Here is a 23,873-nt window from a genome sequence, read left to right as displayed (position 1 = left end):
TCATGAAAACGCTCTTCGACAAGCTGTGGGACAGTCACGCGATCGCGCATCTCGCCGGCGGCATCGATCTTCTGCAAGTGGATCGACATCTGATGCACGAGCTTACGGGCGTCGAAGCGGTTCGCGTGCTCGAACGGCGCGGTCTGCAAGTGGACAGTCCCGCACTGACGTTCGCAACGCTGGATCATGTGATCTCGACTATGCCGGGCCGAAGTGCAGGCGACGCCGACTGGAGCACCGAAATGGTCGACGCGATGCGCACACAAATGACGCATCATGCGATTCCCATCTTCGATATCGGCAACGATGGCCGGCAAGGCATCGTGCATGTGATCGGGCCGGAACTCGGGCTGTCGCTGCCGGGCACGTCGATCGTGTGCGCGGACAGCCACACCTGTACGCACGGCGCAATGGGCGCGCTCGCATTCGGCATCGGTTCGACGGAAGTGGTGCATGTGCTTGCGACGCAAACCATTCGCCAGAAGCGGCCGAAGACGATGCGCGTGCGCTTCGACGGCCGCGTGCGCGAAGGCGTGAGCGCGAAAGACATGATCCTGTATGTGATCGGCAGGATCGGCGCGGCGGGCGGCACCGGGTATGCGGTCGAATATGCAGGCGATGCGATCGAAGACCTGTCGATGGAAGGACGCCTCACGCTGTGCAACCTGAGCATCGAACTGGGCGCCAAGTTCGGGCTGATCGCGCCCGACGAGACGACCTTCGCGTATCTGCGAGACAAACCATATGCACCGCGCGGCGCGCAGTTCGATGCCGCGCTCGCGGACTGGAAAGCGCTCGCGACGGATGAGGGCGCGCACTTCGATCGCGAAGTGATCGTCGATGCTTCCGCGATACGCGTGCAGGTTACGTGGGGCACGAGCCCCGAGCATGTGATCGCGCTCGACGACACGATTCCCGATCCGGCGTCGCTCGCGGACGAATCGCGTCGACAGGCCGCGCAGAACGCGATCGACTATATGGGCGTCCGTGCGGGACAGCATCTCGATGAACTCGCCGTGGATCGCGTGTTCATCGGCTCGTGCACGAACAGCCGCATCGAGGATTTGCGCACGGCCGCGCGTATCGTCGATGGTCGTCATGTGGCGGGCAACGTGAAGGCGTGGGTCGTGCCGGGTTCGCTCACGGTCGCACGTCAGGCGCATGAAGAAGGCCTCGACGATATCTTTCGCGCGGCGGGTTTCGAATGGCGCGAGCCGGGCTGCTCGATGTGCGTCGGTGCGAATGGCGATGTCGTCGGGCGTGGCGAGCGTTGCGTATCGACGTCGAATCGCAATTTCATCGGCAGGCAGGGACCGGGTGCGCGCACGCATCTGGCGAGTCCCGCTGTCGCGGCGGCAAGCGCGATCGCAGGGCATATCGCCGCGCCGGAAACGGGAGCATCGCGATGAAAGCCGTTACGACGATCATCGGTCCGGCCGCGCCGCTCCTGCGCGATAACGTCGATACGGATCTCATCATTCGCATCGAACGCATTTCGCAACTGAAGCGCGGTCAGCTCGGACCTTGTCTGCTGGAGACCTTGCGCTATCGCGGCAATGGACCGGAAAGCGGCGAGCGCGAAGACTTCGTGTTGAATCAGCCGGCGTTTCGTCATGCGTGCACGATGCTCGGCGGAAAGAACTTCGGTTGCGGCAGCTCGCGCGAAATGGCCGTATGGGCGCTGGAGGAAGCGGGCATTCGCTGCGTGATCGCGCCATCGTTCGGCGATATCTTCTATAGCAACTGCCTGCAGAACGGCTTGCTGGCAGTGCGGCTCGATGCAGAAGTTATCGAGCGTATCGCGACGGCTTCGCGCGATGGAGCGAATGTCGAAGTCGATTTGCGCGCGCTCGAAATACGCGCACCTGGAATCGATCCGATTCGCTTCGAGTTCGACGAAGCGCCACGCGCGGCGCTGCTCGAAGGACTGGATGAAATCGACCAGACGCGACGCATGAGCGAACAGATCGCGCAATTTCGCGCCGACGATCGCAAGGCGCGCGGCTGGGCTTATCTTGCCTGACTTCCGGAGACTCATCTTGACCCGTTCCGCACGCTTTCGCGAGTTGTTCAAGGAAGGTCCATTCGTTTGCATGGGCGCGCATGACGCCATCACCGCGATGCTCGCCGAGCAGGCGGGCGCGAAGTCCATCTATGTATCGGGCTTCGTCGCGTCGGGTGTCGTCGCGGGACAGCCCGATGTCGGCGTGCTGTCGCAGACGGAGATGTTTGAGCATATTCGCCGCATATGCCGCGTGACCTCGGTGCCGATCTTCGCGGATGCCGACACGGGCTACGGCGGCATCCTCGACGTGCAGCGCACGATGCGTCTCTGGGAAGAAGCGGGCGCATCGGTGCTGCATCTGGAAGATCAGGCGCTGCCGAAGAAGTGCGGGCACTATGCAGGCAAGCAGCTCGTGTCGAAGGAAGAGATGGTGCTCAAACTGCGCGCGATGATCGAAGCTCGGCGCGATCCGGATTTCTTTATCGTGGCGCGCACGGATGCGATCGCAGTCACGGGTATCGAGGACGCCATCGCGCGGCTCGAAGCCTATGCGCAAGCGGGCGCGGACGGGCTCTATGCCGATGCGCCCGAAAGCATCGAGCATATGCGCGAACTTACGCGCCGTTTGAAGCCGCTCGGCAAGCCGATTCTCTTCAATCAGGCACGCACCGGAAAGAGCCCTTATGTGTCGATGAACGAGGCCTACGAAATGGGCTTCGATTACACGTTGAGCCCCATCGAGCCGATGCTCGCGATGCACAAGGCGGTGAAGGACATGCTCGAGGTGTTCATGCGGGAAGGCTCGACGGATGCCATCGCCGATCGTCTGACGCCGTTCGACGAGTACAACCGCTTCGTCGGGCTCGATAAAGCGGTGGATGTCGAAAAGCGCTTCGGCGGCCAATAAGGACGCGATGTGTCGTCGCGCGAGAGGGTGTCGATAGTCAAGTAAAGACTTCGTAAGCGCAGCAAGCGTCGGCGCTATACTGAGCATCCCTCCACCGCATCCCGATCCGCCGGACCATCCGGCGGCGCACGTCCATAAATTGGCTGAACACGACCTAGAAAAACTCAAAATCGACCGGGGACCGTCCGCCGCGATGCCGCGGCGCCGGCGCAACTGGCTTCGCTATGTGGTCATCGCGGCGATCCTCGTTGCGCTCATCGCCGTGGCGTTTCGTCTCGCTGGCCCGCAGGCCGTCGAGACCGCCACTGTCACGTCCGTGTATCCGTCGCAGAGCTATACGCTTCTGAACGCTACCGGCTATGTCGTGCCGCAGCGCAAGGCGGCGGTGGCGTCGAAGGGGCAGGGGCGCGTCGAATGGCTCGGCGTGCTGGAGGGCACGCCGGTGAAGGAAGGCCAGATCATCGCGCGGCTCGAAAGCAATGACGTGGCCGCGTCGCTTTTGCAGGCGCAGGCGCAGGTCAAGGTCGCGCGAGCCAATCTGGAGCTTCAGCGCGCCGAGCTGAAGAACGCGGAAGTGGATCTCAGGCGCTACAGGATTCTCGCCCCGCAAGGCGCGATTCCGGCGACGCAGTACGACGCCGCGCTCGCCCGCTTCGACAAGGCCAACGCGTCCATCAACAGCGACGAAGCCGCGATCGCGTCGGCGCAAGCCAACGCGCAGGCCGCGCAAGTGGCCGTCGATCAGACCGTGATCCGCGCGCCCTTCGACGGCGTCGTGCTGGAGAAACACGCGAACGTCGGCGACAACATCACGCCGTTCTCGTCGGCGTCGGACAGCAAGGGCGCGGTCGTCACCATCGCCGACATGAAAACGCTCGAAGTCGAAGCCGATGTCGCCGAGTCGAACATCTCGCGCATCGCCGTCGAACAGCCGTGCGAGATCCAGCTCGACGCGCTGCCCGACGTGCGCTTCGCGGGCCGCGTGTCGCGCATCGTGCCGACGGTCGATCGCTCCAAGGCCACCGTGCTCGTGAAAGTGCGTTTCGTCGATCGCGACGCGCGCGTGCTGCCCGAGATGTCCGCGAAGGTCGCGTTCCTGTCGAAGCCCGTGCCGCCCGAAGAGAAGAAGGCGGTCGTCGCGGTACAGCCAACGGCGGTCGTCACGCGCGACGGCAAAAAGGTGGTCTACGCCGTCGAGCACGACACCGCGCGCGAAGTGCCCGTGACGACGGGCGAACGCATCGGCGATCTGCTGGCCGTGCAGGGCGTGAAGCCCGGCGACGTGCTCGTGCTCGCGCCCGGCGACAAGATCAAGGACGGCGCGAAAGTCACGCTGGCGAAGAAATAGCGTGAGCACGACGCCTCTCGTTCAGATCAGCCACGTCGCCAAGTCGTACCGGCGCGGCGTGCAGACTGTGCCGGTGCTGACCGACATCACGCTATCCATCGCGGAAGGGAATTTCGTCGCGCTGATGGGCCCGTCGGGTTCGGGCAAGAGCACGCTGCTCAATCTGATCGCGGGCATCGACCGGCCCGACAGCGGCGAGCTGCTCGTCGGCGGACTCGATATCACGCGCCTGCCCGAAGCCGCGCTCGCCAACTGGCGCGCGGCGAATGTCGGCTTCATCTTCCAGTTCTATAACCTGATGCCGGTGCTGTCCGCATTCGAGAATGTCGAATTGCCGCTGATGCTGACGCGCCTCACGCGCCACGAACGGCGCGAGCGCGTCGCGATGGTGCTCGACATGGTCAACATGGCGGACCGCATGAGCCACTATCCGTCGGAGCTGTCGGGCGGGCAGCAGCAGCGCGTCGCGATTGCGCGGGCGCTGATCACGGACCCGAAGCTGATCGTCGCCGACGAGCCGACCGGCGACCTCGACCGCAACTCCGCCGCCGATGTCCTCACGATGCTGCAACGCCTGAACGACAAGCTCGGCAAGACCATCATCATGGTGACGCACGATGCGCACGCGGCGGGCGCGGCGAAGGCGCTCGTGCATCTGGAGAAAGGCGAGCTGATCGATGGAACCAGGCCCTGAACCATCATGTTCGTGCTCAAGCTGATCCTGCGCAACGCGCTGCGGCACAAGCTGCGCACCACGCTGACGGTGCTCGGCCTCACGATCGCGGTGCTCGCCTACGGCCTGCTGCATACGGTCGTCGATGCCTGGTATGCGGGCGCGGCGGCGGCGTCGAACGCGCGGCTCGTCACGCGCAATGCGATCTCGCTGGTGTTTCCCTTGCCGCTCGCCTACGAGAACCGCATCCGCGGCGTCGATGGCGTGACGCTCGTCGCGCGCTCGAACTGGTTCGGCGGCGTCTATCGCGATCCGAAGAACTTCTTCGCGCAGTTCGCGGTGTCGGACAATTATCTCGATCTCTATCCCGAGTTCGTCGTGCCGGACCAGCAACGCGCCGAATATCAGCGTGATCGCAAGGGCGCGCTCATCGGCCGGCAACTCGCGGATCAATACGGCTTCAAGGTCGGCGACGTCATTCCGCTCAAGGGCACGATCTATCCGGGCACGTGGGACTTCGTCGTGCGCGGCATCATGGAAGGGCGCGATGAATCCACCATCACGCGGCAACTGATCTTTCACTACGACTATCTGAACGAGACGATCCGCAAGACGACCAAACGCACCGTCGATCAGGTCGGCGTGTATGTGGTCGGCATCAAGGACCCGGACGACGCCGCCGTCGTCTCGCGCAATATCGACAACGTCTTCAAGAACTCGCTCGCCGAAACGCTCACCGAAACGGAGCAGGCGTTTCAGCTCGGCTTCGTCGCGATGTCCAATCAGATCATCGCGGCGATACGCGTCGTGTCCTACGTGGTCATCCTCATCATCATGGCCGTGATGGCGAACGCCATGGCGATGAGCGCGCGCGAACGCACCACTGAATACGCGACGCTGAAGGCGCTCGGCTTCGGTCCCGGCTTTCTCTCGATGCTCGTGTTCGGCGAATCGATGGCGATCTGCGCGATCGGCGGCGGCATCGGCATTCTGGCGACGCCGCCGATGGCCGAGGTCTTCAAGCACGCGACGGGCGGCGTGTTCCCGGTCTTCATGGTGTCGCACGAAACCATGCTGTTGCAGGCCGCGTGCGCGTTCGTGGTGGCGATGGCGGCGGCGATCGTGCCGGCGGTGCAGGCGAGCCGCGTGCGCATCGTCGAAGGCCTGCGGGCGATCGGCTGAGGACGCGCGATGGCCATTCCCGTTTCCTACGTCGCACGCAATCTCTGGGCGCGCCGTCTCACGACGATGCTGACCGCGGGCGGCCTCGCGCTCGTCGTGTTCGTGTTCGCGACCGTGCTGATGCTCGACGCGGGCCTCAAGAAGACGCTCGTCTCGACCGGCGAAGCGGACAACGTCGTCGTGATCCGCAAGGGCGCGGAGACGGAGATACAGAGCGCGATCGACCGCAATCAGGCGAACGTGATGGAGATGCATCCCTCGGTCGCGATGAATGGCGAGGGCGCGCCGCTCGCATCGAAGGAAACCGTCGTGCTGATCTCGCTCACCAAGCTCGGCACGAACACGCCCGCGAACGTCGTGATTCGCGGCGTCTCGCCGATGGGCGTGCAACTGCGTCCGCAAGTGCAGCTCACGGCGGGGCGCATGTTCAGGCGCGGGTCGTCGGAGATTATCGTCGGGAGCAGCATCGCGAAGGGATTCGGCGGCACGCGCATCGGCGATCACCTGCGTTTCGCGCAGCGCGACTGGACCGTCGTCGGTCATTTCGATGCGGGCGGCAGCGGCTTCGATTCGGAAATCTGGGGCGATGTCGATCAGTTGATGCAATCGTTCCGGCGCACGAGCTTTTCCTCGATGGTCGTGCGGCTCGCGCGCAGCGATGCGTTCGATCGCTTCAGAGCCGATATCGACGTGGACCCGCGTCTCGCCGACGAAGCGAAGCGCGAGCGGATTTTCTACGGCGATCAGTCGAAGGCGCTATCGACGTTCATCAATATTCTCGGCTTCACGCTGTCGGTCATCTTTTCCATCGCCGCGATGATCGGCGCGATGATCACGATGTACGCGTCGGTGGCGAATCGCGTCGCGGAGATCGGCACGTTGCGGGCGCTCGGGTTCAAGCGCTTCGATGTGCTCGGCGCGTTTCTGCTCGAAGCGTTGCTGCTCGGATTCGTCGGCGGTGTCGCGGGACTCTGCTGCGCGGCGCTGATGCAGTTCGCTTCGTTCTCGACGACCAATTTCCAGACCTTCGCGGATTTGTCGTTTCGATTCATTCTCACGCCTTCGGTCATCGCGAAGACGCTCGGGTTCTCGCTCGTGATGGGACTGGTCGGCGGCTTCCTGCCGGCAATGCGGGCTTCGCGGATGAACATCGTCGACGCCTTGCGGGCGCGATGATCCGGTTTCCCCGAACGGTCGATGCAGAACTATTGAATTTTCAGCATTCATAGTGCGGCGTAGAGTGAATGCATTATTCATCGCTTTCGATCCGAAAGGAGACCCCTCATGCCGCTCGTCAGAATCTCACTCGTGAAAGGCAAGCCGCGCGACCATATCCGCGCGATCTCGAACAGCGTCCACGAAGCGCTCGTCGAAGCGTTCAAGGTTCCCGCCGACGACCGCTTCCAGTTGATTCAGGAACACGATCGCGACGACTTCATCTACGATCCCGGATATCTCGGCGTCGAACGCAGCGACGACCTCGTGTTCATCCACATCACCGCGAGCGACTGGCGCGACACGCCGACCAAGAAGGCGTTCTACAAGACGCTGGCCACGAAGCTCGCGACATCGCCCGGCTTGCGCCCCGAGGACGTGCTGATCGTGCTCGCGCCGAATCGACGCGAAGACTGGTCATTCGGACGCGGACTCGCGCAGTACGTGGAGGACGCGGCCTGAACGAAAACCGTAAGGGAGACACAGCAACGATGACCCCGACGACCCTCAAAGGCGCGTGCCATTGCGGCGCGGTGACCTTCGAAGTTCAGACGCCGCCCGAGCCGGCCGTGCGCTGCAACTGCAGCTTTTGCCGGCGGCGCGGCGCGGTGATGTCGCCGCCGTTCACGAGGGACAAGCTGCGCATCCTTTCAGGCGAAAGCGAACTCGCGCTCTATCAGTTCAACACGCAAGTCGCCAGGCACTTCTTCTGCAAGCACTGTGGAATTTATACATTCCATCAGACGCGCTCGAATCCCGACCACTGGCGCGTGAACCTCGGCTGCGTCGATGGCGTCGATGCCTATTCGCTCGACGCGCCCGTCGCGAACGGCGCGAGCCACTCGGTAGTCGAAAAACCATAACGGCGCGGCCATGTGAGTGAGGGCGCCGGGAACGCCATGTGCTAAACCCCGGCACCCACAAGCCGTTCGCGTTCGATGTCCCGATGCGCAACCGGGTTTGCAAACGAACGGCGTTCGATAAAAACACTCACATGGTGCGCCGTCATGGCTCAGAAACCCTCGAACCAACCCGACGCGGTACGCCGCCGCCTGCTCGCCGCGCTCGCCGGCACAGCCATGCTGTCCGCGTGCGGCGGCGGTGGCAGCGACGACAACTCCGGCACCATCACGCCGACGAGCCCCATCGGCAACATTCCGCCGGATCGCGCTAACCTGCCGCGTCCCGCGTTGCCCGCGCCGGCGACATCGGGCATCGATCACATCGTGCTCGTGACGATGGAGAACCGCTCCTTCGATCACATGCTCGGCTGGGTGCCGGGCGTCGAAGGCATGCAGGCCGGCACACAGTTCACCGATGCATTCGGCGAGGCGCACCCGACGTTTTCGCTGTCCGCCAACGCGGCCTTCGGCTTTCAGAGCTGCCAGTTCGCGGACCCCGATCACGAATACGACGCGGGCCGCACGCATCTCGCGAACGGCGCGATGAACGGCTTCCTGCTCACGCCCGACACGAACAAGACGCGCGGCGATCTGCTGCCGATCGGTTACTTCACCGGCAGCGATCTCGACTTCTATCGACAGGCGGTGTCGCAGTACACCGTCTGCGACTATTACATGAGCGGCATTCTCGCCGACACGTTTCCGAACCGCGTCTATCTGCATAGCGGCGAGACGGACCGTCTGAGCGACACGCTAGACACATCGTCGCTATCGACGATCTGGGATCGGCTCGACGCGAAGAACGTCTCGTCGAAGTACTACTTCCACGACGTACCGTTCACGGCGCTTTATGGAACGCGCTACGTAGGCCGCTCGAAGCTCTTTGCGGACTTCCTTTCCGATGGGGCCGGAGGCAATCTGCCGTCGTTCTGCATGGTCGATCCGAGTTTCGGCGGCGAGGCGAACGGAACCTCCAACGACGATCATCCGCATGCCGATGTGCGCAATGGCCAGGCGCTGCTCGGGCAAATCTACGAAGCGCTTCGCACGGGCCCTAACTGGAGCACGACGCTCATGATCGTCGTCTATGACGAGTGGGGCGGGTTCTTCGAGCATGTCGCGCCGCCGGTCAGGTCGCTGTCGTCGACGGAACAGAAACTCGGCAACGATGGCCGCCTCGGCTTTCGCGTGCCCTGCATGCTGCTCGGGCCGCGTGTGCGCGCGAACAATGTGGCGCGTTATCCGTTCGATCCGAGCTCGATTCATCAACTGCTCGCGTGGCGCTTCGGGCTCGATCCGCTGGGCGCGCGCGGCAGCGATCCGACCACGTTCAACATGGCGTACGCGCTCGACCTGAGCGACGCGCCGCGCACCGACGCGCCGGCGCTCACGGTGGCGCAAGGGCCGTTCGGCCTCGCATGCTCGAACACGCCAGCCACCGGAACGGGCATCGGCACCGTCGATAAATCGCAGACGGCGAAAGCAGCGGAGGGCGCATCGCAAACGCCGACAGCGGGCGGCCGCTTCGCCGACTTGCGCACCAAAGCGACGACGTTGGGATTTCCTGCGCAATGAAGCGAAGCGCTGGCAGCGTCATCGACACTGATAGCCGCCGAATACGGCGTTATCGGCAACGATCGGAAAATCAATTCTTGAACGCGAAATGGACTGAAGTTCTTTAGGTGAAGTCAAGCTCGTAGTCAAGCAGGCTCATGATGAGCCTGTCGCGCCGCGTGCGCCTTTACAAAGCCGCTGGATTCCGATATTCCTGTCACCGCCCAAGAAAGGACGAGACCCGCTCTTCGACCCACGACAGAGGGAACACGGCCATGACCCGTCTGACTCGAAAGATCGCGTGCCTCGCCGCGCTGGCATTGCTCTCGACATCGCTCGCGCTTGCGTGCACGCGTGCACTTTATGTCGGCGACAAAGGCCTCGTGATCACAGGCCGCACGATGGACTGGTCCGAGGACATGCGCTCGAACCTGTGGGTGATGCCCGCGGGCATCGAACGCGATGGCAATGCCGGGCCGCGATCGGTCAAATGGAAATCGAAGTACGGCAGCGTGGTGGTGTCGGGCTATGAGATCGGCACGGTGGATGGCATGAACGAACGCGGGCTCGTCGCCAATGCGCTCTATCTCGCGGAAACCGATTACGGCAAGCCGGACCCGAAGCGCGATCCGATGTCGATCAGCCTGTGGGCGCAATATGCGCTCGATAACTTCGCGACCGTCGGGCAGGCGGTGTATGTGCTTTCGCGTGAGCCGTTCCAGATCATCGCGCCGCCGCTGCCCAACGGCAAGCCGCTGACGATTCATCTGTCGCTTTCGGACGCGCGCGGCGATTCGGCCATCTTCGAATACATCAATGGCAAGCTTCTCATCCATCAGGGCAAGAAGTACAAGGTGATGACCAACTCGCCGATCTACGATGAACAGCTTGCCATCGATACTTACTGGAAGAGCGTCGGCGGTCTGGGTTTCCTGCCCGGCACGAACCGCGCGGCGGACCGCTTCGTGCGCGCATCCTTTCTGCTCGATGCGATTCCGAAGCAGGCCGATCCGAACTACATGGCGGGCGTGCCGCAGAAGTCGTATGCGTTTCAGGCGGTGGCGAGCGTGATGAGCGTGATGCGTTCGGTGAGCGTGCCGCTCGGCATCAGCACGCCGGAGCAGCCCAATCTTTCATCGACGATATGGCGCACCGTATCGGATCAGCAGAACCTGATCTATTACTTCGATTCCGCGACGCGGCCCGATACGTTCTGGGTCTCGCTGAAAAAACTCAACCTGAACCCCGGCGCGCCGGTGATGAAGCTGACCATCGACGCGGGCCAGGTTTTCTCGGGCGAAACGGCGGGCAGCTTCGTCGCGACGCAGCCGTTCGCGTTCATGCCCGCGAAGGCGCCCTGACGCGGCGTTCACAGCCGCGTTGCATCGAATCGACAAGAAACGGGGCAGCGACTTCGCCCGCACAGGTAAAATAGTGTCCTTTTTGCCCCCGGTGATACTGTGCAAGGCTTGAAACGCACGGCATTCAGCGGCCCGGCGCTCGTTCGGCTGCTGGCACATTTTGCCGATCTCGAAGTTCACGAACCCGCTCAATCGCTCGCGGACCGCCTGAGTCAATGGCTCGGCTGGACCGATGCGATCGCGCTGTCCACCGCGCTCGCGACCGATCCGCCCGCCATGTCCGGCGCGCGATCCGCGCCCCGCGACGTGGAGGAAGAGTGCGCGCGCGTGCGGACCTCGCTCGCCGGCGCGTTCGCACGCGAGGAAGCGGTCGCGCGCCGCAGGCATCGTGCGCACGTAAAGCCGTCGCCGGACGATCTCCCGGCCGATTACGCGGATTTTCGCCAGCGCTACGTGTCGCTGCAACAGTCGATGGAATCCGACATCGGCGCGCTGCGCACGCGTTTGAGATCGATGCTCGCGGCGCGATCGCCGGACATGGCGCGGCTCGCCGTCGTCGATGCCGTCATGGAACAGGCTCTGAGCGCGCGCGAACGCTGTCTGCTCGCAAGCGTCCCCACCTTGCTCGGCAAGCATTTCGAGCGCCTGAAAAGCGCGCACGCTGCGGTGGAAGCACCGATGGCCAACGCATGGCTCGACGTGTTTCGCAAGGATCTGCAAAGCGTGCTGCTCGCCGAACTGGATGTTCGTTTTCAACCGATCGAAGGCTTGCTCGCGGCTCTTCGCCCCCGCTAACTGGCTCGCTATGCCCCGAAATCTTTTGAACATCGTTGTCTTCTCGATTGGCCTCGCCGCGGTGCTGGGCATCGGCATCGCGTATATCGCATCGAATGCGATCGCGTTCGCCGTCACGCTCGTGATCGCCGGATGCTATCTCGCGGGCGCGGCGGAATTGCGCCGCTATCAACAGATCACCGGCTCGCTCGAACAGGCCGTCGCGCAACTGGCGAGCGCGCCGCGCAGCTTCGCCGTGTGGCTCGACAGCCTGCATCCGAGTCTGCGCAATGCGGTGCGCCTGCGCGTCGAGGGTGAGCGCGCGGCGTTGCCCGGTCCCGTGCTCGCGCCGTATCTCGTTGGCCTGCTCGTGCTGCTCGGCATGCTCGGCACGCTGCTCGGCATGGTCGCGACATTGCGCGGCACCGGCACCGCGTTGCAGAGCGCATCCGATCTGACGGCGATCCGCGCGTCGCTTTCCGCGCCGGTGACGGGCCTCGGCTTCGCGTTCGGCACGTCGATCGCGGGTGTCGCAACGTCCGCGATGCTCGGCCTGTTGTCCGCGCTATGCCGCAGCGAGCGCCTGCATGTCACGCAGCAACTCGACGTGAAGATCGCGACAACGCTGCGCGCGTTCACGCAGGCGCATCAACGCGAGGAGACGTTCAAACTGCTGCAGCTTCAGACCGAACTGATGCCTAAGCTCGTCGATCGTCTTCAGTCGATGACCATCGCAATCGAGCAGCAAAGCCTCGCGGCAAGCGAACGCCAGCTCGCCGGTCAGGATGCGTTTCATGCGAAAGCGGAGACGTCGTATAGGCGGCTCGCGACATCGGTGGAACTGTCGCTGAAACAGAGCGTCGCCGACAGCGCGCGTGCCGCGAGCGCCGCATTGCAGCCCGTCATGCAGGCGACGATGGACGGCATCGCGCGCGAAGTCACCGCCTTGCATGGCAGCGTCGAGCACGCGGTCGCGCGTCAACTGGAAGGCTTGTCGAGCGGCTTCGAGGCATCGTCGGCGAAGGTCGCGGAGATCTGGAGCGAGTCGCTCTCGAAGCACGCGCAATCGAATGCGGCGCTCGTGGGCGAGATGGGCGTATCGCTCTATCGCTTCACACAAGCCTTCGATCAGCGCGCGACGCATCTCGTCGAAGGCGTGTCCGCGCACATGGACCGCGTGTCGGGCGGGCTGGAAGCGTCGGTTGCGAAGCACGAGCAATCGAGCGATGCGCTCGTCGCACGCATGGATGCATCGATGGCGCAATTTGCGCAAACCTTCGAAGCGCGTTCTTCCGGTCTGATCGACGATGTATCCGCGCGCCTCGAAACCGCTACGGGCAACATGTCGCAAACATGGCGCGATGCGCTCGAACAGCACGCGCGCGCAAGCGAGCAAAGCGCCGCGCAGAACCAGAACGCATTGACGGCCGCGGCCGCGAGCTTCGAACGACATGCGGCATCGTTCGTTCAATCGGTCGATCGATCGCATGCCGATCTGCGCGTAGAACTCGCACAACATGCGGACGAGCGCCTTGCGACATGGAGCGGCGCGCTCGACACGATCGCTAGCTCGTTGCGCGAGCAATGGCAGCAGACGAGCGCCGTGGCGGCGGATCGTCAGAAGGACATTTGCGACGCGCTCGCGCAGACCGCGCACGACATGTCCGCGCAATCGCAGGCGCACGCGAGCGCGACCATCGCGGAGATCGAGCGTCTTGTTCAGGCGGCGTCGGAAGCACCGAAGGCGGCCGCTGAAGTCGTCGCCGAGATGCGTCAGAAGCTCTCCGATTCGATGGTCCGCGATACCGCCATGCTCGACGAACGCAGCCGTCTGCTCGCGACGGTCGAAACGCTGCTCGATGCCGTGAATCATGCATCGAACGAGCAACGCACCGCGATCGACGCATTGGTCGATACATCGGCGACGCTGCTGCAACGCGTCGGCGCGCAGTTCACCGGCACGGTCGAAACCGAAGCCGGCAAGCTCGGCGCGATGGCCGCGCAAGTGACGGCGAGCGCCGTCGAAATGGCGAGCCTGTCGGACGCGTTCGGTGCGGCCGTGCAGTCCTTCGGCGCATCGAACGACAAGCTCGTCGCGCATCTCGAACGGATCGAAAGCGCGCTCGACAAATCGCTCGCGCGCAGCGACGAGCAACTCGCGTATTACGTGGCTCAGGCGAAGGAAGTGATCGATTTGAGCATGATGTCGCAGAAGCAGATCGTCGAGGACTTGCAGCATATCGCGGGTCAGCGCGTGGCCGGAGCGCGGGCGGCATGAACGAGGAAATCGACGGCGGCGCGGAACACGCCGCGCCGATCTGGGCTGCGTTCGCCGACTTGATGTCGGTGCTGCTGGGCGCGTTCGTGCTGATACTCGTCGGCGTGATCGGCGTGCAGTTGCAGCTCGAGAACAAGCTCGACGAAGAGGTGAAGCATCGTCAGGAAGAAACGCAGCGCCGCAAGACGCTGGAACAGGCGCTCGCGGGGCCGCTCGCGTCGGGACGCGTGACGCTCGTGAACGGGCGCATCGGCATCAGCGGCAGCGTGCTCTTCGCGCTCAATTCCGATCAGTTGCAGCCGCAGGGCCGCGATGTGCTGAAGAGCCTCGCCGGGCCGCTTGCCTCGTACCTGCATGCGCATGAGGAGATTCTCATGGTGAGCGGTTTCGCCGACGATCAGCAGGTGCACGAAGGCAACCGGCGCTTCGCGGACAACTGGGAGCTCTCCGCGAAACGCGCGCTGACCGTCACGCGCGCGTTGATCGATGCGGGCGTGCCGTCGTCGTCGGTGTTCGCGGCTGCGTTCGGTTCCGAGCAGCCCGTGAGTTCCAACGCCGATGAAGTCGGGCGCGCGAAGAATCGTCGCGTGGAGATTTCCGCTGTGCCGCGGTCATCGGATGGCGCGGTGAAGGCGCATGAATAAGGTGGCGCCCGCACGCTCGACGCTCGACGCATGGCGCGCGAATGGCGACGATCGCGCAAATCCCGTGCGCTTTCATCTCATCGATGCGCTCGACAAACGCGCGGCTGCTTACGACGGCGAAGCGCGTCGCATGCTCGATGCACGCGTCGCGCAGTTGCTCGATCTTTATCGAAGCGATATCGAACGTGCTGTGTTGCAACGCGCCGCGATTCAGAATGACGATGAACGCGGGCCGCTTGCCACGCTCGTCGACGACATCGCGCAGTCGTCATCGGCTCACACGACATCGCATGCGGAGTTGCTCGAATACTTCCGCGCGGTGTGGTCGAAAGTCAGCGCGGAAAAGCAGTTGCGCGATTCGCTCGCGCAAGTGCCGAGGAATGCGGGACCGCTCAATTCGAGCAGTCTCGTGCATCGTGCGTTGTCGCTCATGCGCGAAGTATCGCCGGGCTATTTCCAGCAATTCCTCGCTTACGCCGATGCACTCTCGTGGATGGAAGCGATGAACGGCCTGGGCGTGGTCGTCGCGAAAGATGCGGCGGGCGCGAAGAAAAGCGGGCGCAAGAAGAAGTGACAGAGGGCCGCGCGATTCATCGAACGCGCGGCGCAGACTCATTATGCGAGCCAACCTTTAATGGTGCTCGACATCACATTGGTCGAGATGCCATAGCGATCGTGCAGAGTCGGCAGCGCGCCCGCATCGAGGAACGCATCGGGCAGCGCGATCTGACGATATGCCGGCGTGACGCCAGCAGTAAGCAGGGCAGTCGCCACAGCTTCGCCCAGTCCGCCTATCGTCGTGTGGTTTTCGGCCACCACCACGAGACGACCCGAACGCTTCGCCTCGCGGATGATCGTCTCCGTATCGAGCGGCTTGATCGTCGGCACGTGAAGCACCGCCACATCGACGCTATCGGCCTGCAATGCCTTGGCGGTTTCGAGCGCGCGCATCGTCATGATGCCGGACGAGATGACGAGCACATCGCCGCCATCGCGAATAAGCTTCGCCTTGCCCAATTCGAACTGGTAATCGTATTCGTCGAGCACGGCGGGCACGTTGCCGCGCAGAAGTCGCGCATACACCGGACCTTTGTGTGCGGCGATAGCGGGCACCATCTGCTCGATATCGAGCGCATCGCACGGATCGATCACGGTCATGTTCGGCATCGCGCGCATCAGCGCGAGGTCTTCGGCGGCCTGGTGGCTCGGGCCGTAACCGGTCGTCAAACCCGGCAGCGCGGCGACGATCTTCACATCGAGATTGTCTTCCGCGATCGTCTGATGGATGAAGTCATAAGCACGGCGCGTCGCGAACACCGCATAGGTCGTGACGAACGGCTGCGCGCCTTCATGCGCGAAGCCCGAAGCCGCGCCCATCAGCAATTGCTCGGCCATACCCATCTGGTAATAGCGCTCGGGAAATTCCTTCGCGAGGATATGCAGGTCCGTGTATTTGCCGAGATCGGCCGTCATGCCGATGACGTTCGATTTAGTGCGCGCCAGTTCGACGAGCGCATGACCGAAGGGCGCGGAACGCGTGAGCTGTCCTTCGCTTGCAATCGACGCGATCATCGCGGAAGTTTTCAGACGGGTGCTCATGCTTGTCTCCCTGCTTCGAGTGCCTGAAGCGCCAGTTGCCATTCATGGGCATCGACGCGGATGAAATGGTTTTTCTCGCGTTGTTCGAGGAACGGCACGCCAGAGCCCATCTTCGTATCGCACACGATGATGCGCGGCTTCGCGTCCTTCAAGTTGCGCGCGTTGTCGAAGGCCTGCTTCACGGCGTCGATATCGTTGCCGTCGATGCGCTGCACGTACCAGCCGAACGCTTCGAGTTTTTCGACGAGCGGCTCGAACGCCATGATCTGCGTCGAGGGGCCATCGGCTTGCTGGTTATTCACATCGACCATCGCGATGAGGTTGTCGAGCTTCCAGTGCGCGGCGGACATGAGGCCTTCCCAGACCGAACCTTCGTCGAGTTCGCCATCGGAGAAGAGCGTATAGACGAAGGACTTCGAGCCCTTGCGCTTGAGGCCGAGACAACGGCCTACTGCAATCGTGAGTCCTTGCCCGAGCGATCCGCCCGACATCTCCATGCCCGGTGTGTAGCTCGCCATGCCGGACATCGGAAGGCGGCTGTCGTCGCTGCCGTAGGTTTCGAGTTCGTCCTGCGGCAGGATGCCCGCTTCGAAAAGCGCGGCGTACAGCGCGATCGCATAGTGGCCGTTCGAGAGCAGGAAGCGGTCGCGCTCTTCCCAGTCGGGATCTTCAGGGCGGTAGTTCATCGCGCCGAAGTAGGCGACGGCGAGAACGTCGGCGATATCGAGCGCCTGGCCGATATAGCCCTGGCCCTGCACTTCGCCCATCAGCAGGGCATTGCGGCGGATACGGTAGGCACGCTCGGCGAGCGTGACTTCCTCGATGACGGGAGTACTCATGTGTTGTCTCCTTGATTGAACTGGTTTTAGCGATTGACGGTCTTGGCGGGCACGAAGAACACGAGCACTGCGCCCAGCACGATTGCGATCGAAATGAAGATCAGGCCCGCTGTCGATTTGCCGGTGAAGTCGTTGAGCCAGCCGACGATCGCAGGCGAGAAGAAGCCCGCGAGATTGGCGAAGCAGTTGACCGCGGCGATGCCCGCCGCCGCCGACATGCCGCCGAGCACCGCGGTGGGCAGCGACCAGAATTGCGACGACGATGCGAGAATGCCGGCCGCCGCGATGCTCACGCAGACGATCGACGCGCCCACGCTGCCGAGCATCGGCAAGGTGGCGAAACCGGCTGCGGACACGAGCATCGGAATGGCGAGATGCAAACGGCGTTCGCGGCGCTTGTCTGCGCTCGCGCCGATCAGCGGCAACGCGATGATCGCGCAGAGATACGGAATCGCGGTGAGAATGCCGACCCACAGCGGGTCCGCCACACCCGTGCGGCGGATGATCGTCGGCAGCCAGAACGTCAGGCCGTATTGACCCATCACGACGCAGAAGTAGATCGCGGCCATCAGCCACAGACGACGATCGCCGATGAACGCGCGGATCGATACATGCTTCACGGTTTGCGCGTTGTCCTTTTCGACATTGCGCTTGAGCAGGGCCTTCTCTTCGTCGGTGAGCCACTTCGCGCCGGCGATGCCGTTGTCGAGATAAAAGAGGATCGCGACGCCGAGGAAGAGCGAGGGCAGCGCTTCGAGCATGAAGAGCCACTTCCATCCGGCGAGCCCGTGCATACCCTGGAACGCATGCATGATGTAGCCCGAGAGCGGACCGCCGACGATGCCCGCGAGCGGAATCGCCATGAAGAAAAGCGAGAGCGCCTTGGCGCGTCGTGCGGCGGGGAACCAGTACGTGAGATAGAGAATCACGCCGGGCGCGAAACCCGCTTCGGCGACGCCGAGCAGAAAGCGCAGGACATAGAAGGTCGTCGGCGACTTGACGAAGACGAAGCTCGCGGAGATCACGGCCCACGTCAGCATGATGCGCGCGAGCCAGTTGCGCGCGCCGACTTTATGCAGGATCACATTGCTGGGCACTTCGAACAGAAAGTAGCCGAGAAAGAAGATGCCCGCGCCGATGCCGTAGATGGTTTCGGAAAAGCGCAGATCGTTGAGCATCTGCAGCTTGGCGAAGCCCACATTCACGCGGTCGAGATACGCGCCGAGATAACACAGCATCAGAAAGGGGATCAGGCGACGTCCGACCTTAGCATAGGTCTTCGCCTCGAAGCTGCTCGTGCTCGCATCGTCGGATGACGCGAATGCAGCCGTTGCCGACGATGCGGCCAGTTTGGATTTCATAGATGTCTCCAGCCATGTTTGACGCCCCGGTTATCCGGGTGCGCCGTTACGTGCGATCAGTGAATCAACATGCCGCCGTTCACATCGAGCGTCACGCCGGTGAGATACGACGACATATCGCTCGCAAGAAAGAGGCATGCATTGGCGATATCCGCTGCATCGCCGAGGCGCGCGAGCGGAATGCCCTTGATGATGTCCGCGCGCATTTCGGGCGTGAGCTTGCCGCCGGTGATATCGGTTTGAATCAGGCCCGGCGTGATCGAATTCACGCGGATGCCGTCGCCGCCGAACTCGCGCGCCATCGCCTTTGCAAGACCCAGCACGCCGGCCTTCGCCGCGCTGTAATGCGGTCCGCCGAAAATGCCGCCGCCACGTTGCGCCGACACCGACGACATGCACACGATGCTGCCGCTCTTCTGCTTCTTCATTTGCGGAATCACGGCCTGCGACATATAAAGCGTACCGAGCAGATTCACGCTGATGACGGCATCGAAGTTATCCGCGCCGATCTCCAGCGTCTTGATCGGCTGCGTGATGCCCGCGTTGTTGATGAGCACGTCGATGCGCCCGTACTTCTCGATCGTCGCACTGGCGGCGGCGACGCACGCGGCCTTGTCGGTGACATCGCAGGCGAGGCCGAGATGGCCATCGCCCAGATCGTTCGCGGCGCTTTGCGCGTCCGCTTCCTTCAGGTCCAGCACGACGATGCGCGCGCCCTGTGCCGCGAGCGCCTTCGCCGTCGCCTTGCCGATTCCGCGCGCCGAAGCCGCGCCCGTGACGATCACTACCTGCTTGTCGAGCAACATCGCTGTCTCCGTTGGTTGTCTGGTGTAGGCGCAGTTTCCGCGCCTTTGACCTGACGATCAACGCAGTTTGGTTCAACTATTGCTGAGAAATTTTCAGGTATTGGCCCGACGCTCGATCTGCTGGTCCATCCACAGCAGAAACTTGGCGACGCGCGGCAATCCGGCGTTCTGGCTCGGGTAAACCAGATGATGCGCGCCCACTTCGACCGCGTATTCCTTGCCGAACACGGGGACGAGCGAGCCGCGTTCGAGATGATTCGACGCGAGCATCGTGCTCTCCAGCGCGATGCCGTGACCGAGCGCCGCCGCTTCGAGCGACATGTACGAGCGATCGAAAGCGAAATCGAACGCCTTGCGCTTCGTCGCGACGCCGAATTTGCCGAACCACTGCTGCCACTGCACGAGCGGCGATTCGGAAAAGATCAGGCGACGGTCGAGCAGATCGTCGGGCGAAGAAACCGGAAAGCGTTCGAGGTACGTGCGCGACGCGAGCGGCGCGATGGTCTCATGCCGCAGCGTCTTCACTTCGACATCGGTCCAATGCGCATAGCCGTGACGCACGTCGATATCGTAGTAACCCGAGGTGAACGACACGTCCTCATACGAGCACGCGAGATTCATCTGGATGTCGCCGTTGGCTTCCTGAAACGCGGCGAGACGCGGCAGCAGCCACATCAGACCGAAGCTCGGGCTCGAATGAATCCGCAATATCTCGACCGATGTCTCGCTCGACGCACGCTCCGTCGCGCGGTTCAGCTCGGCGAGCGCGCCGGTGACATCCGAGAGATATTGCGAGCCGGTCGGCGTGAGCACGAGGCCACGGCCCAGACGCGTGAACAACGGACGCCCGACGATGTTCTCCAGATTCGCGAGTTGATGGCTGACGGCGGAGGGCGTGAGGCCGAGTTCGTCGGCGGCGCGGTTCACGCTCTTCGTTCGCGCGACGCTCTCGAACGCGATGATGGACTTCAGCGGAGGGAGGCGCATGGCTTCTTATTTCGGCTCTTTCGGCACACGCCCCATCAGAAAGAACTCGTCGTTGGGGCGCATCGAAATCACGTTCGCCATGCGATTCGACAAGCCGAAGAACGCCGTGATCGCCGCGATATCCCATGCGTCTTCATCGCTGAAACCATGCGCATGCAAGGCGGCGAAATCGGCGTCGTCCACGGTGCCCGACGCGCGGCACACCTTCAGCGCGAAATCGAGCATGGCCTTCTGACGCGGCGTGATATCCGCCTTGCGATGATTCACCGCGACCTGATCCGCGACGAGCGGGCTCTTTTCATAGATGCGCAGAATCGCACCGTGCGCGACGACGCAATAGAGGCAATCGTTCACTGCGCTCGTCGCGACGACGATCATCTCGCGCTCGCCCTTGCTGAGACCGCCGTCCTTCAGCATCAGCGTATCGTGATAGGCGAAGAACGCGCGGAACTCGTCGGGCCGATGAGCGAGCGTGAGGAACACGTTCGGCACGAAGCCCGCTTTCTCCTGAACCTCGAGAATGCGCGCGCGGATATCATCGGGCCAGTCTTGCGGATCGGGAACGGGATAGCGGCTGATGGGCTTTGACGTCATGACGTCCTCGAAGGCGTTGATCGAACGCCCATTGTAGAGCGGCGCTCTTCAACGCGTGACGGTCAGCGACAACAGCAGCTTCAGCAGGCTCTCGACATTCACCGGCTTCACGAAGTGATAATCGAAGCCCGCCGATTGCGCGCGCAAGCGGTCTTCCGCCTGTCCATAACCCGTGATCGCGATCAGCAAAGGCGTCGTATCGCCCTTGCGGCGCAGGCGTCGCGCGAGCTCGTAGCCGTCGATGTCGGGCAGACCGATATCGAGCAGCGCCACATCGGGTTGCAACTTCGGCGCGGCTTCCAGCGCTTCCGCCGACGAATACGCGACACGCGCGACATGTCCCTCCGATTCGCACAGCATCGCGAGAGAGTCGGCGGCATCGCGGTTATCGTCGACGACGAGAATGCGCAGCGCCGCACGCGTCTCGCGCATGCTCGTCTCCGAGAGCGCGAGCGCCGAATGCCTTTCGTGATGATGCAAACGCGGCAGCCGCACCGTGACGGTCGTGCCCAGACCCGGTCCGGGGCTTTGCACGGTGATCGTGCCTTTATGCATCTCGACGAGCTTCTTGACGAGCGACAGCCCGATGCCGAGGCCGCCGTTCGAACGGTCGAGCGTGCGCTCGCCTTGCGAGAACAGCTCGAACACTTTCGGCAGGAGGTCGGCGGAAATGCCTGTGCCCGTATCGGCGATGATGATCGATACCCATCCGTCATCCGCCTGCACGCTCACGGTGATGCGGCCTTGCTCGGGCGTGTACTTGCTCGCGTTGTTGAGCACGTTGACGAGGATCTGCGAGAGCCGCGTGGGATCGCCGCAGACCCAGGTGGTGGCATCGGACACATCGACATGAATGGTCTGCGAGCGCGACTCGACCATGCCCGCGATCGCCTCGACCGCGTGATACACGGCCGTGCCGACGAGAATCGGTTCGAGCTGCAGCGCGATGCGTCCCTGCGTGATGCGCGAGACTTCGAGCAGGTCGTCGACGATGCGCGTCATATGCTCGACCTGCCTGCGCATCAGGTCGATCAGATCGCGCAGATGCGCGTCGCCATCCTGATCCTTCTGCAATAGCGCGATCGCCGTGCGCAACGGCGCGAGCGGATTGCGCAGCTCATGCGCGAGCATCGCGAGAAACTCGTCCTTGCGGCGTCCCGCTTCGCGCAGCATCAGCTCCATGTGCTTGCGCTCGGTGATATCGATTACGCTACCGATAATGCGAAGCGGCTCGCCGTCCTTGCTGCGCTGAAGCAGCGCGCTGCCCTGCATCCATTGTTCGCCGTGCAGGTTGCGCACGCGAAACTCGAAGTGACCTTCGGGATTTTCGCCCGCCGCGATGCTGCGCATATAGCGATCGAGCGTCGCGCTGTCGTCGGGATGCACGCGCGCGAGCGCCGCGTCGTAGCTGAGCGTTTCGGTGATCTGACGCTCGCCGCCGGTTTCGAGAAAGAGCGTCCACGTCGCGAGTTCAAGCGATGCGATATGAATCTTCGCGGCCTGCATCGCCACCGTGAGACGCAAGCTGCGCGCTTCGATCGCGGCCTGCGCTTCATAGCGCGGCGTGACGTCGGTCGTGGTGCCGAACCATTCCTGCAGGTTGCCCTTCTCGTCGTAGAGCGGCGCGGCATGCGCCTGCACCATGCGATAGACGCCATCGCGCCGGTACATGCGAAAGGTGAGCGTGCGCGCGGCGCCTTCGCGCAATGCGTCGAGCCACGCCTGATGCGTGCGTTCGCGATCGTCCGGATGAATGTAGTCGAGCCAGCCCCAGCCGGACAGCACGTCCGGCGAGGTGCCCGTGAACTGTTCCCATTCGCCGCCCGAAGGCCGGATCTCGCCGTTTGCATCGGCGGACCAGACGAGCGCGCCCGTCGTTTCGACGAGTGCGCGATAGCGGCGTTCCGAAAGGCTCAGGCGTTCCTCGTCGGCACGTTGCGCGCTGATGTCGAAGCTCACGCCATAGACACGCGCGAGCACGCCGTGACGGTCGAACTCGGGATGTCCGCGCATGCGCAGCCAGCGTCGCTGGCCCTTATCGCCATCGAGCACGAAGTCGAACTCGAATGGTCCGCCTTCACGCAACGCTTCGGTCAGCTCGCGCTGAAACAGCTCGCGATATTCAGGGGCGACGCGGTCCCACACTTCCGCAAGCAGAACCGATTCGGTGCCGGGCGGAAAAGAGTAGAGCGCGGCGAGTTGCGCGGTCATGCGCACGACGCGCGTCTTCATGTCCCATTCCCATGCGCCCATGCGCGCGCCGGCGAATGCGGCCTGAAGCCGCCGCTCGCTCGCTTCGTACAGCGCCCAGGCGTGACGGCATTCATGGATGTCGATCGCGACGCCGACCGTATCGCTGATCTGTCCTTCCTCGTCGCGGCGCGCCTGAAGATGCAGCGTGTGCCAGCGGAAGGCGCCATCGTTTCGCAGAAGACGCACATCGGCGTTGCGCAGCAGCGTGCCGTCGCGCATTTGCCGCAGTGCGTCGAGGACCGGAGGAATGTCGTCGGCGTGGACAAAAGCATTCCAGTGCCGCCCGACCAGTTCCGGAAATGGAATGCCGAGATAACGGCACGCCCACGGATTGGCGTACTGGATCACCCCGTCTCGCGTCGCGCGCCACACGAACGACGGCAGAAAATGAGCAGGATCGTGCATGGGCGTCTTGCTTCCTTATTCCGGCGAGACGCGTCGCCGGGCGCGGCATCGAACGCTGCGATAGCTTAGGGATACCATACAACAAAAGCAATCCGGAACGCCGCGCGCCAGCGTCACGGTTAACATCGCGCGAGTGCCTCGTATGTAATTTGTACGTGCTAAAGATCGATTCATCTAATGAATCGC

Annotated in this window: 22 protein-coding genes; 15 read left to right on the top strand and 7 right to left on the bottom strand. The window is 63.2% G+C overall.

Going from position 1 to position 23,873, the window contains the following annotated elements:
* Positions 1-2: 2 nt before the first annotated feature.
* The 15 genes from leuC to ACEN42_RS27970 all read left to right on the top strand — a co-directional run bounded on the left by leuC (position 3) and on the right by ACEN42_RS27970 (position 15,417).
* Positions 3-1,409: a 3-isopropylmalate dehydratase large subunit gene (gene leuC, locus ACEN42_RS28040; RefSeq protein WP_371883778.1), complete on the top strand. Its 1,407-nt coding sequence runs from the start codon at positions 3-5 to the stop codon at positions 1,407-1,409.
* A complete protein-coding gene (gene leuD / locus ACEN42_RS28035; RefSeq protein ID WP_371883777.1) occupies positions 1,406-2,023 on the top strand; it encodes a 3-isopropylmalate dehydratase small subunit in 618 nt (205 codons plus the stop codon). Before leuC ends, leuD begins: the two co-directional genes overlap by 4 nt.
* Positions 2,024-2,039: 16 nt before the next feature.
* A complete protein-coding gene (locus tag ACEN42_RS28030; protein WP_371883776.1) occupies positions 2,040-2,912 on the top strand; it encodes an oxaloacetate decarboxylase in 873 nt (290 codons plus the stop codon).
* Between the two features lie 193 nt (positions 2,913-3,105).
* Complete coding sequence (locus ACEN42_RS28025; protein ID WP_255503556.1) at positions 3,106-4,260, top strand: efflux RND transporter periplasmic adaptor subunit; 1,155 nt, start codon at positions 3,106-3,108, stop codon at positions 4,258-4,260.
* Position 4,261: 1 nt separating this feature from the next.
* Positions 4,262-4,954: an ABC transporter ATP-binding protein gene (locus ACEN42_RS28020; protein ID WP_187604137.1), complete on the top strand. Its 693-nt coding sequence runs from the start codon at positions 4,262-4,264 to the stop codon at positions 4,952-4,954.
* A 6-nt stretch (positions 4,955-4,960) separates the two neighbouring features.
* Positions 4,961-6,115 carry an ABC transporter permease gene (locus tag ACEN42_RS28015; protein WP_371883775.1) on the top strand — a complete coding sequence of 385 codons (1,155 nt, stop codon included), beginning with the start codon at positions 4,961-4,963 and terminating at the stop codon, positions 6,113-6,115.
* A gap of 9 nt (positions 6,116-6,124) precedes the next feature.
* Entirely contained in the window at positions 6,125-7,291 is a 1,167-nt protein-coding gene (locus tag ACEN42_RS28010) for an ABC transporter permease (RefSeq protein WP_371883774.1), read from the top strand.
* 108 nt (positions 7,292-7,399) lie between these two features.
* Positions 7,400-7,792: a tautomerase family protein gene (locus tag ACEN42_RS28005; RefSeq protein WP_187604140.1), complete on the top strand. Its 393-nt coding sequence runs from the start codon at positions 7,400-7,402 to the stop codon at positions 7,790-7,792.
* 29 nt (positions 7,793-7,821) lie between these two features.
* Complete coding sequence (locus ACEN42_RS28000; RefSeq protein WP_371883773.1) at positions 7,822-8,193, top strand: GFA family protein; 372 nt, start codon at positions 7,822-7,824, stop codon at positions 8,191-8,193.
* A gap of 144 nt (positions 8,194-8,337) precedes the next feature.
* A complete protein-coding gene (locus ACEN42_RS27995) occupies positions 8,338-9,807 on the top strand; it encodes an alkaline phosphatase family protein (protein ID WP_371883772.1) in 1,470 nt (489 codons plus the stop codon).
* A gap of 254 nt (positions 9,808-10,061) precedes the next feature.
* On the top strand, positions 10,062-11,147 hold the full coding sequence (locus tag ACEN42_RS27990; protein WP_250485415.1) for a linear amide C-N hydrolase: 1,086 nt from the start codon (positions 10,062-10,064) through the stop codon (positions 11,145-11,147).
* 99 nt (positions 11,148-11,246) lie between these two features.
* Positions 11,247-11,942 (top strand): DUF3348 domain-containing protein, encoded by a 696-nt coding sequence (locus tag ACEN42_RS27985; protein ID WP_371883771.1) that lies wholly within the window; start codon positions 11,247-11,249, stop codon positions 11,940-11,942.
* A 10-nt stretch (positions 11,943-11,952) separates the two neighbouring features.
* A complete protein-coding gene (locus tag ACEN42_RS27980) occupies positions 11,953-14,199 on the top strand; it encodes a DUF802 domain-containing protein (protein WP_371883770.1) in 2,247 nt (748 codons plus the stop codon).
* Complete coding sequence (locus ACEN42_RS27975; RefSeq protein ID WP_371883769.1) at positions 14,196-14,843, top strand: OmpA family protein; 648 nt, start codon at positions 14,196-14,198, stop codon at positions 14,841-14,843. The genes ACEN42_RS27980 and ACEN42_RS27975 overlap by 4 nt, the downstream gene beginning before the upstream one ends.
* Complete coding sequence (locus ACEN42_RS27970) at positions 14,836-15,417, top strand: DUF2894 domain-containing protein (protein WP_371883768.1); 582 nt, start codon at positions 14,836-14,838, stop codon at positions 15,415-15,417. Before ACEN42_RS27975 ends, ACEN42_RS27970 begins: the two co-directional genes overlap by 8 nt.
* 41 nt (positions 15,418-15,458) lie before the next feature.
* On the opposite strand, the gene ACEN42_RS27965 is transcribed toward ACEN42_RS27970, so the two are convergent.
* The 7 genes from ACEN42_RS27965 to ACEN42_RS27935 all read right to left on the bottom strand — a co-directional run bounded on the left by ACEN42_RS27965 (position 15,459) and on the right by ACEN42_RS27935 (position 23,687).
* Positions 15,459-16,442, bottom strand: a complete 984-nt coding sequence (locus ACEN42_RS27965) for a transketolase family protein (RefSeq protein ID WP_371883767.1) — start codon at positions 16,440-16,442, stop codon at positions 15,459-15,461.
* A complete protein-coding gene (locus ACEN42_RS27960) occupies positions 16,439-17,281 on the bottom strand; it encodes a transketolase (RefSeq protein WP_371883766.1) in 843 nt (280 codons plus the stop codon). Before ACEN42_RS27960 ends, ACEN42_RS27965 begins: the two co-directional genes overlap by 4 nt.
* Before the next feature lie 26 nt (positions 17,282-17,307).
* Complete coding sequence (locus ACEN42_RS27955) at positions 17,308-18,642, bottom strand: MFS transporter (RefSeq protein ID WP_238211311.1); 1,335 nt, start codon at positions 18,640-18,642, stop codon at positions 17,308-17,310.
* 56 nt (positions 18,643-18,698) lie between these two features.
* Positions 18,699-19,448 (bottom strand): SDR family NAD(P)-dependent oxidoreductase, encoded by a 750-nt coding sequence (locus ACEN42_RS27950; RefSeq protein ID WP_371883765.1) that lies wholly within the window; start codon positions 19,446-19,448, stop codon positions 18,699-18,701.
* 93 nt (positions 19,449-19,541) lie between these two features.
* Positions 19,542-20,435 (bottom strand): LysR substrate-binding domain-containing protein, encoded by an 894-nt coding sequence (locus ACEN42_RS27945; RefSeq protein WP_187604152.1) that lies wholly within the window; start codon positions 20,433-20,435, stop codon positions 19,542-19,544.
* A gap of 6 nt (positions 20,436-20,441) precedes the next feature.
* A complete protein-coding gene (locus ACEN42_RS27940) occupies positions 20,442-21,029 on the bottom strand; it encodes a peroxidase-related enzyme (protein ID WP_371883764.1) in 588 nt (195 codons plus the stop codon).
* Between the two features lie 48 nt (positions 21,030-21,077).
* Positions 21,078-23,687, bottom strand: a complete 2,610-nt coding sequence (locus ACEN42_RS27935) for a PAS domain-containing protein (RefSeq protein ID WP_371883763.1) — start codon at positions 23,685-23,687, stop codon at positions 21,078-21,080.
* Positions 23,688-23,873: the final 186 nt, after the last annotated feature.

It is taken from the genome of Caballeronia sp. S22 (assembly GCF_964261745.1).
Lineage (GTDB): Bacteria > Pseudomonadota > Gammaproteobacteria > Burkholderiales > Burkholderiaceae > Caballeronia > Caballeronia jiangsuensis.
Note: the sequence above shows the minus strand (reverse complement) of the source record. Positions and strands in the feature narration are given on the sequence as shown.

What these genes read in the sequence shown, in the direction of transcription:
- leuC (WP_371883778.1), top strand. Translation starts at nt 3, where the DNA reads ATGAAAACGCTCTTCGACAAGCTGTGGGACAGTCACGCGATCGCGCAT.
- leuD (WP_371883777.1), top strand. Translation starts at nt 1,406, where the DNA reads ATGAAAGCCGTTACGACGATCATCGGTCCGGCCGCGCCGCTCCTGCGC.
- ACEN42_RS28025 (WP_255503556.1), top strand. Translation starts at nt 3,106, where the DNA reads ATGCCGCGGCGCCGGCGCAACTGGCTTCGCTATGTGGTCATCGCGGCG.
- ACEN42_RS28015 (WP_371883775.1), top strand. Translation starts at nt 4,961, where the DNA reads ATGTTCGTGCTCAAGCTGATCCTGCGCAACGCGCTGCGGCACAAGCTG.
- ACEN42_RS28010 (WP_371883774.1), top strand. Translation starts at nt 6,125, where the DNA reads ATGGCCATTCCCGTTTCCTACGTCGCACGCAATCTCTGGGCGCGCCGT.
- ACEN42_RS28005 (WP_187604140.1), top strand. Translation starts at nt 7,400, where the DNA reads ATGCCGCTCGTCAGAATCTCACTCGTGAAAGGCAAGCCGCGCGACCAT.
- ACEN42_RS28000 (WP_371883773.1), top strand. Translation starts at nt 7,822, where the DNA reads ATGACCCCGACGACCCTCAAAGGCGCGTGCCATTGCGGCGCGGTGACC.
- ACEN42_RS27995 (WP_371883772.1), top strand. Translation starts at nt 8,338, where the DNA reads ATGGCTCAGAAACCCTCGAACCAACCCGACGCGGTACGCCGCCGCCTG.
- ACEN42_RS27990 (WP_250485415.1), top strand. Translation starts at nt 10,062, where the DNA reads ATGACCCGTCTGACTCGAAAGATCGCGTGCCTCGCCGCGCTGGCATTG.
- ACEN42_RS27980 (WP_371883770.1), top strand. Translation starts at nt 11,953, where the DNA reads ATGCCCCGAAATCTTTTGAACATCGTTGTCTTCTCGATTGGCCTCGCC.
- ACEN42_RS27975 (WP_371883769.1), top strand. Translation starts at nt 14,196, where the DNA reads ATGAACGAGGAAATCGACGGCGGCGCGGAACACGCCGCGCCGATCTGG.
- ACEN42_RS27970 (WP_371883768.1), top strand. Translation starts at nt 14,836, where the DNA reads ATGAATAAGGTGGCGCCCGCACGCTCGACGCTCGACGCATGGCGCGCG.
- ACEN42_RS27965 (WP_371883767.1), bottom strand. Translation starts at nt 16,442, where the DNA reads ATGAGCACCCGTCTGAAAACTTCCGCGATGATCGCGTCGATTGCAAGC.
- ACEN42_RS27960 (WP_371883766.1), bottom strand. Translation starts at nt 17,281, where the DNA reads ATGAGTACTCCCGTCATCGAGGAAGTCACGCTCGCCGAGCGTGCCTAC.
- ACEN42_RS27955 (WP_238211311.1), bottom strand. Translation starts at nt 18,642, where the DNA reads ATGAAATCCAAACTGGCCGCATCGTCGGCAACGGCTGCATTCGCGTCA.
- ACEN42_RS27950 (WP_371883765.1), bottom strand. Translation starts at nt 19,448, where the DNA reads ATGTTGCTCGACAAGCAGGTAGTGATCGTCACGGGCGCGGCTTCGGCG.
- ACEN42_RS27945 (WP_187604152.1), bottom strand. Translation starts at nt 20,435, where the DNA reads ATGCGCCTCCCTCCGCTGAAGTCCATCATCGCGTTCGAGAGCGTCGCG.
- ACEN42_RS27940 (WP_371883764.1), bottom strand. Translation starts at nt 21,029, where the DNA reads ATGACGTCAAAGCCCATCAGCCGCTATCCCGTTCCCGATCCGCAAGAC.
- ACEN42_RS27935 (WP_371883763.1), bottom strand. Translation starts at nt 23,687, where the DNA reads ATGCACGATCCTGCTCATTTTCTGCCGTCGTTCGTGTGGCGCGCGACG.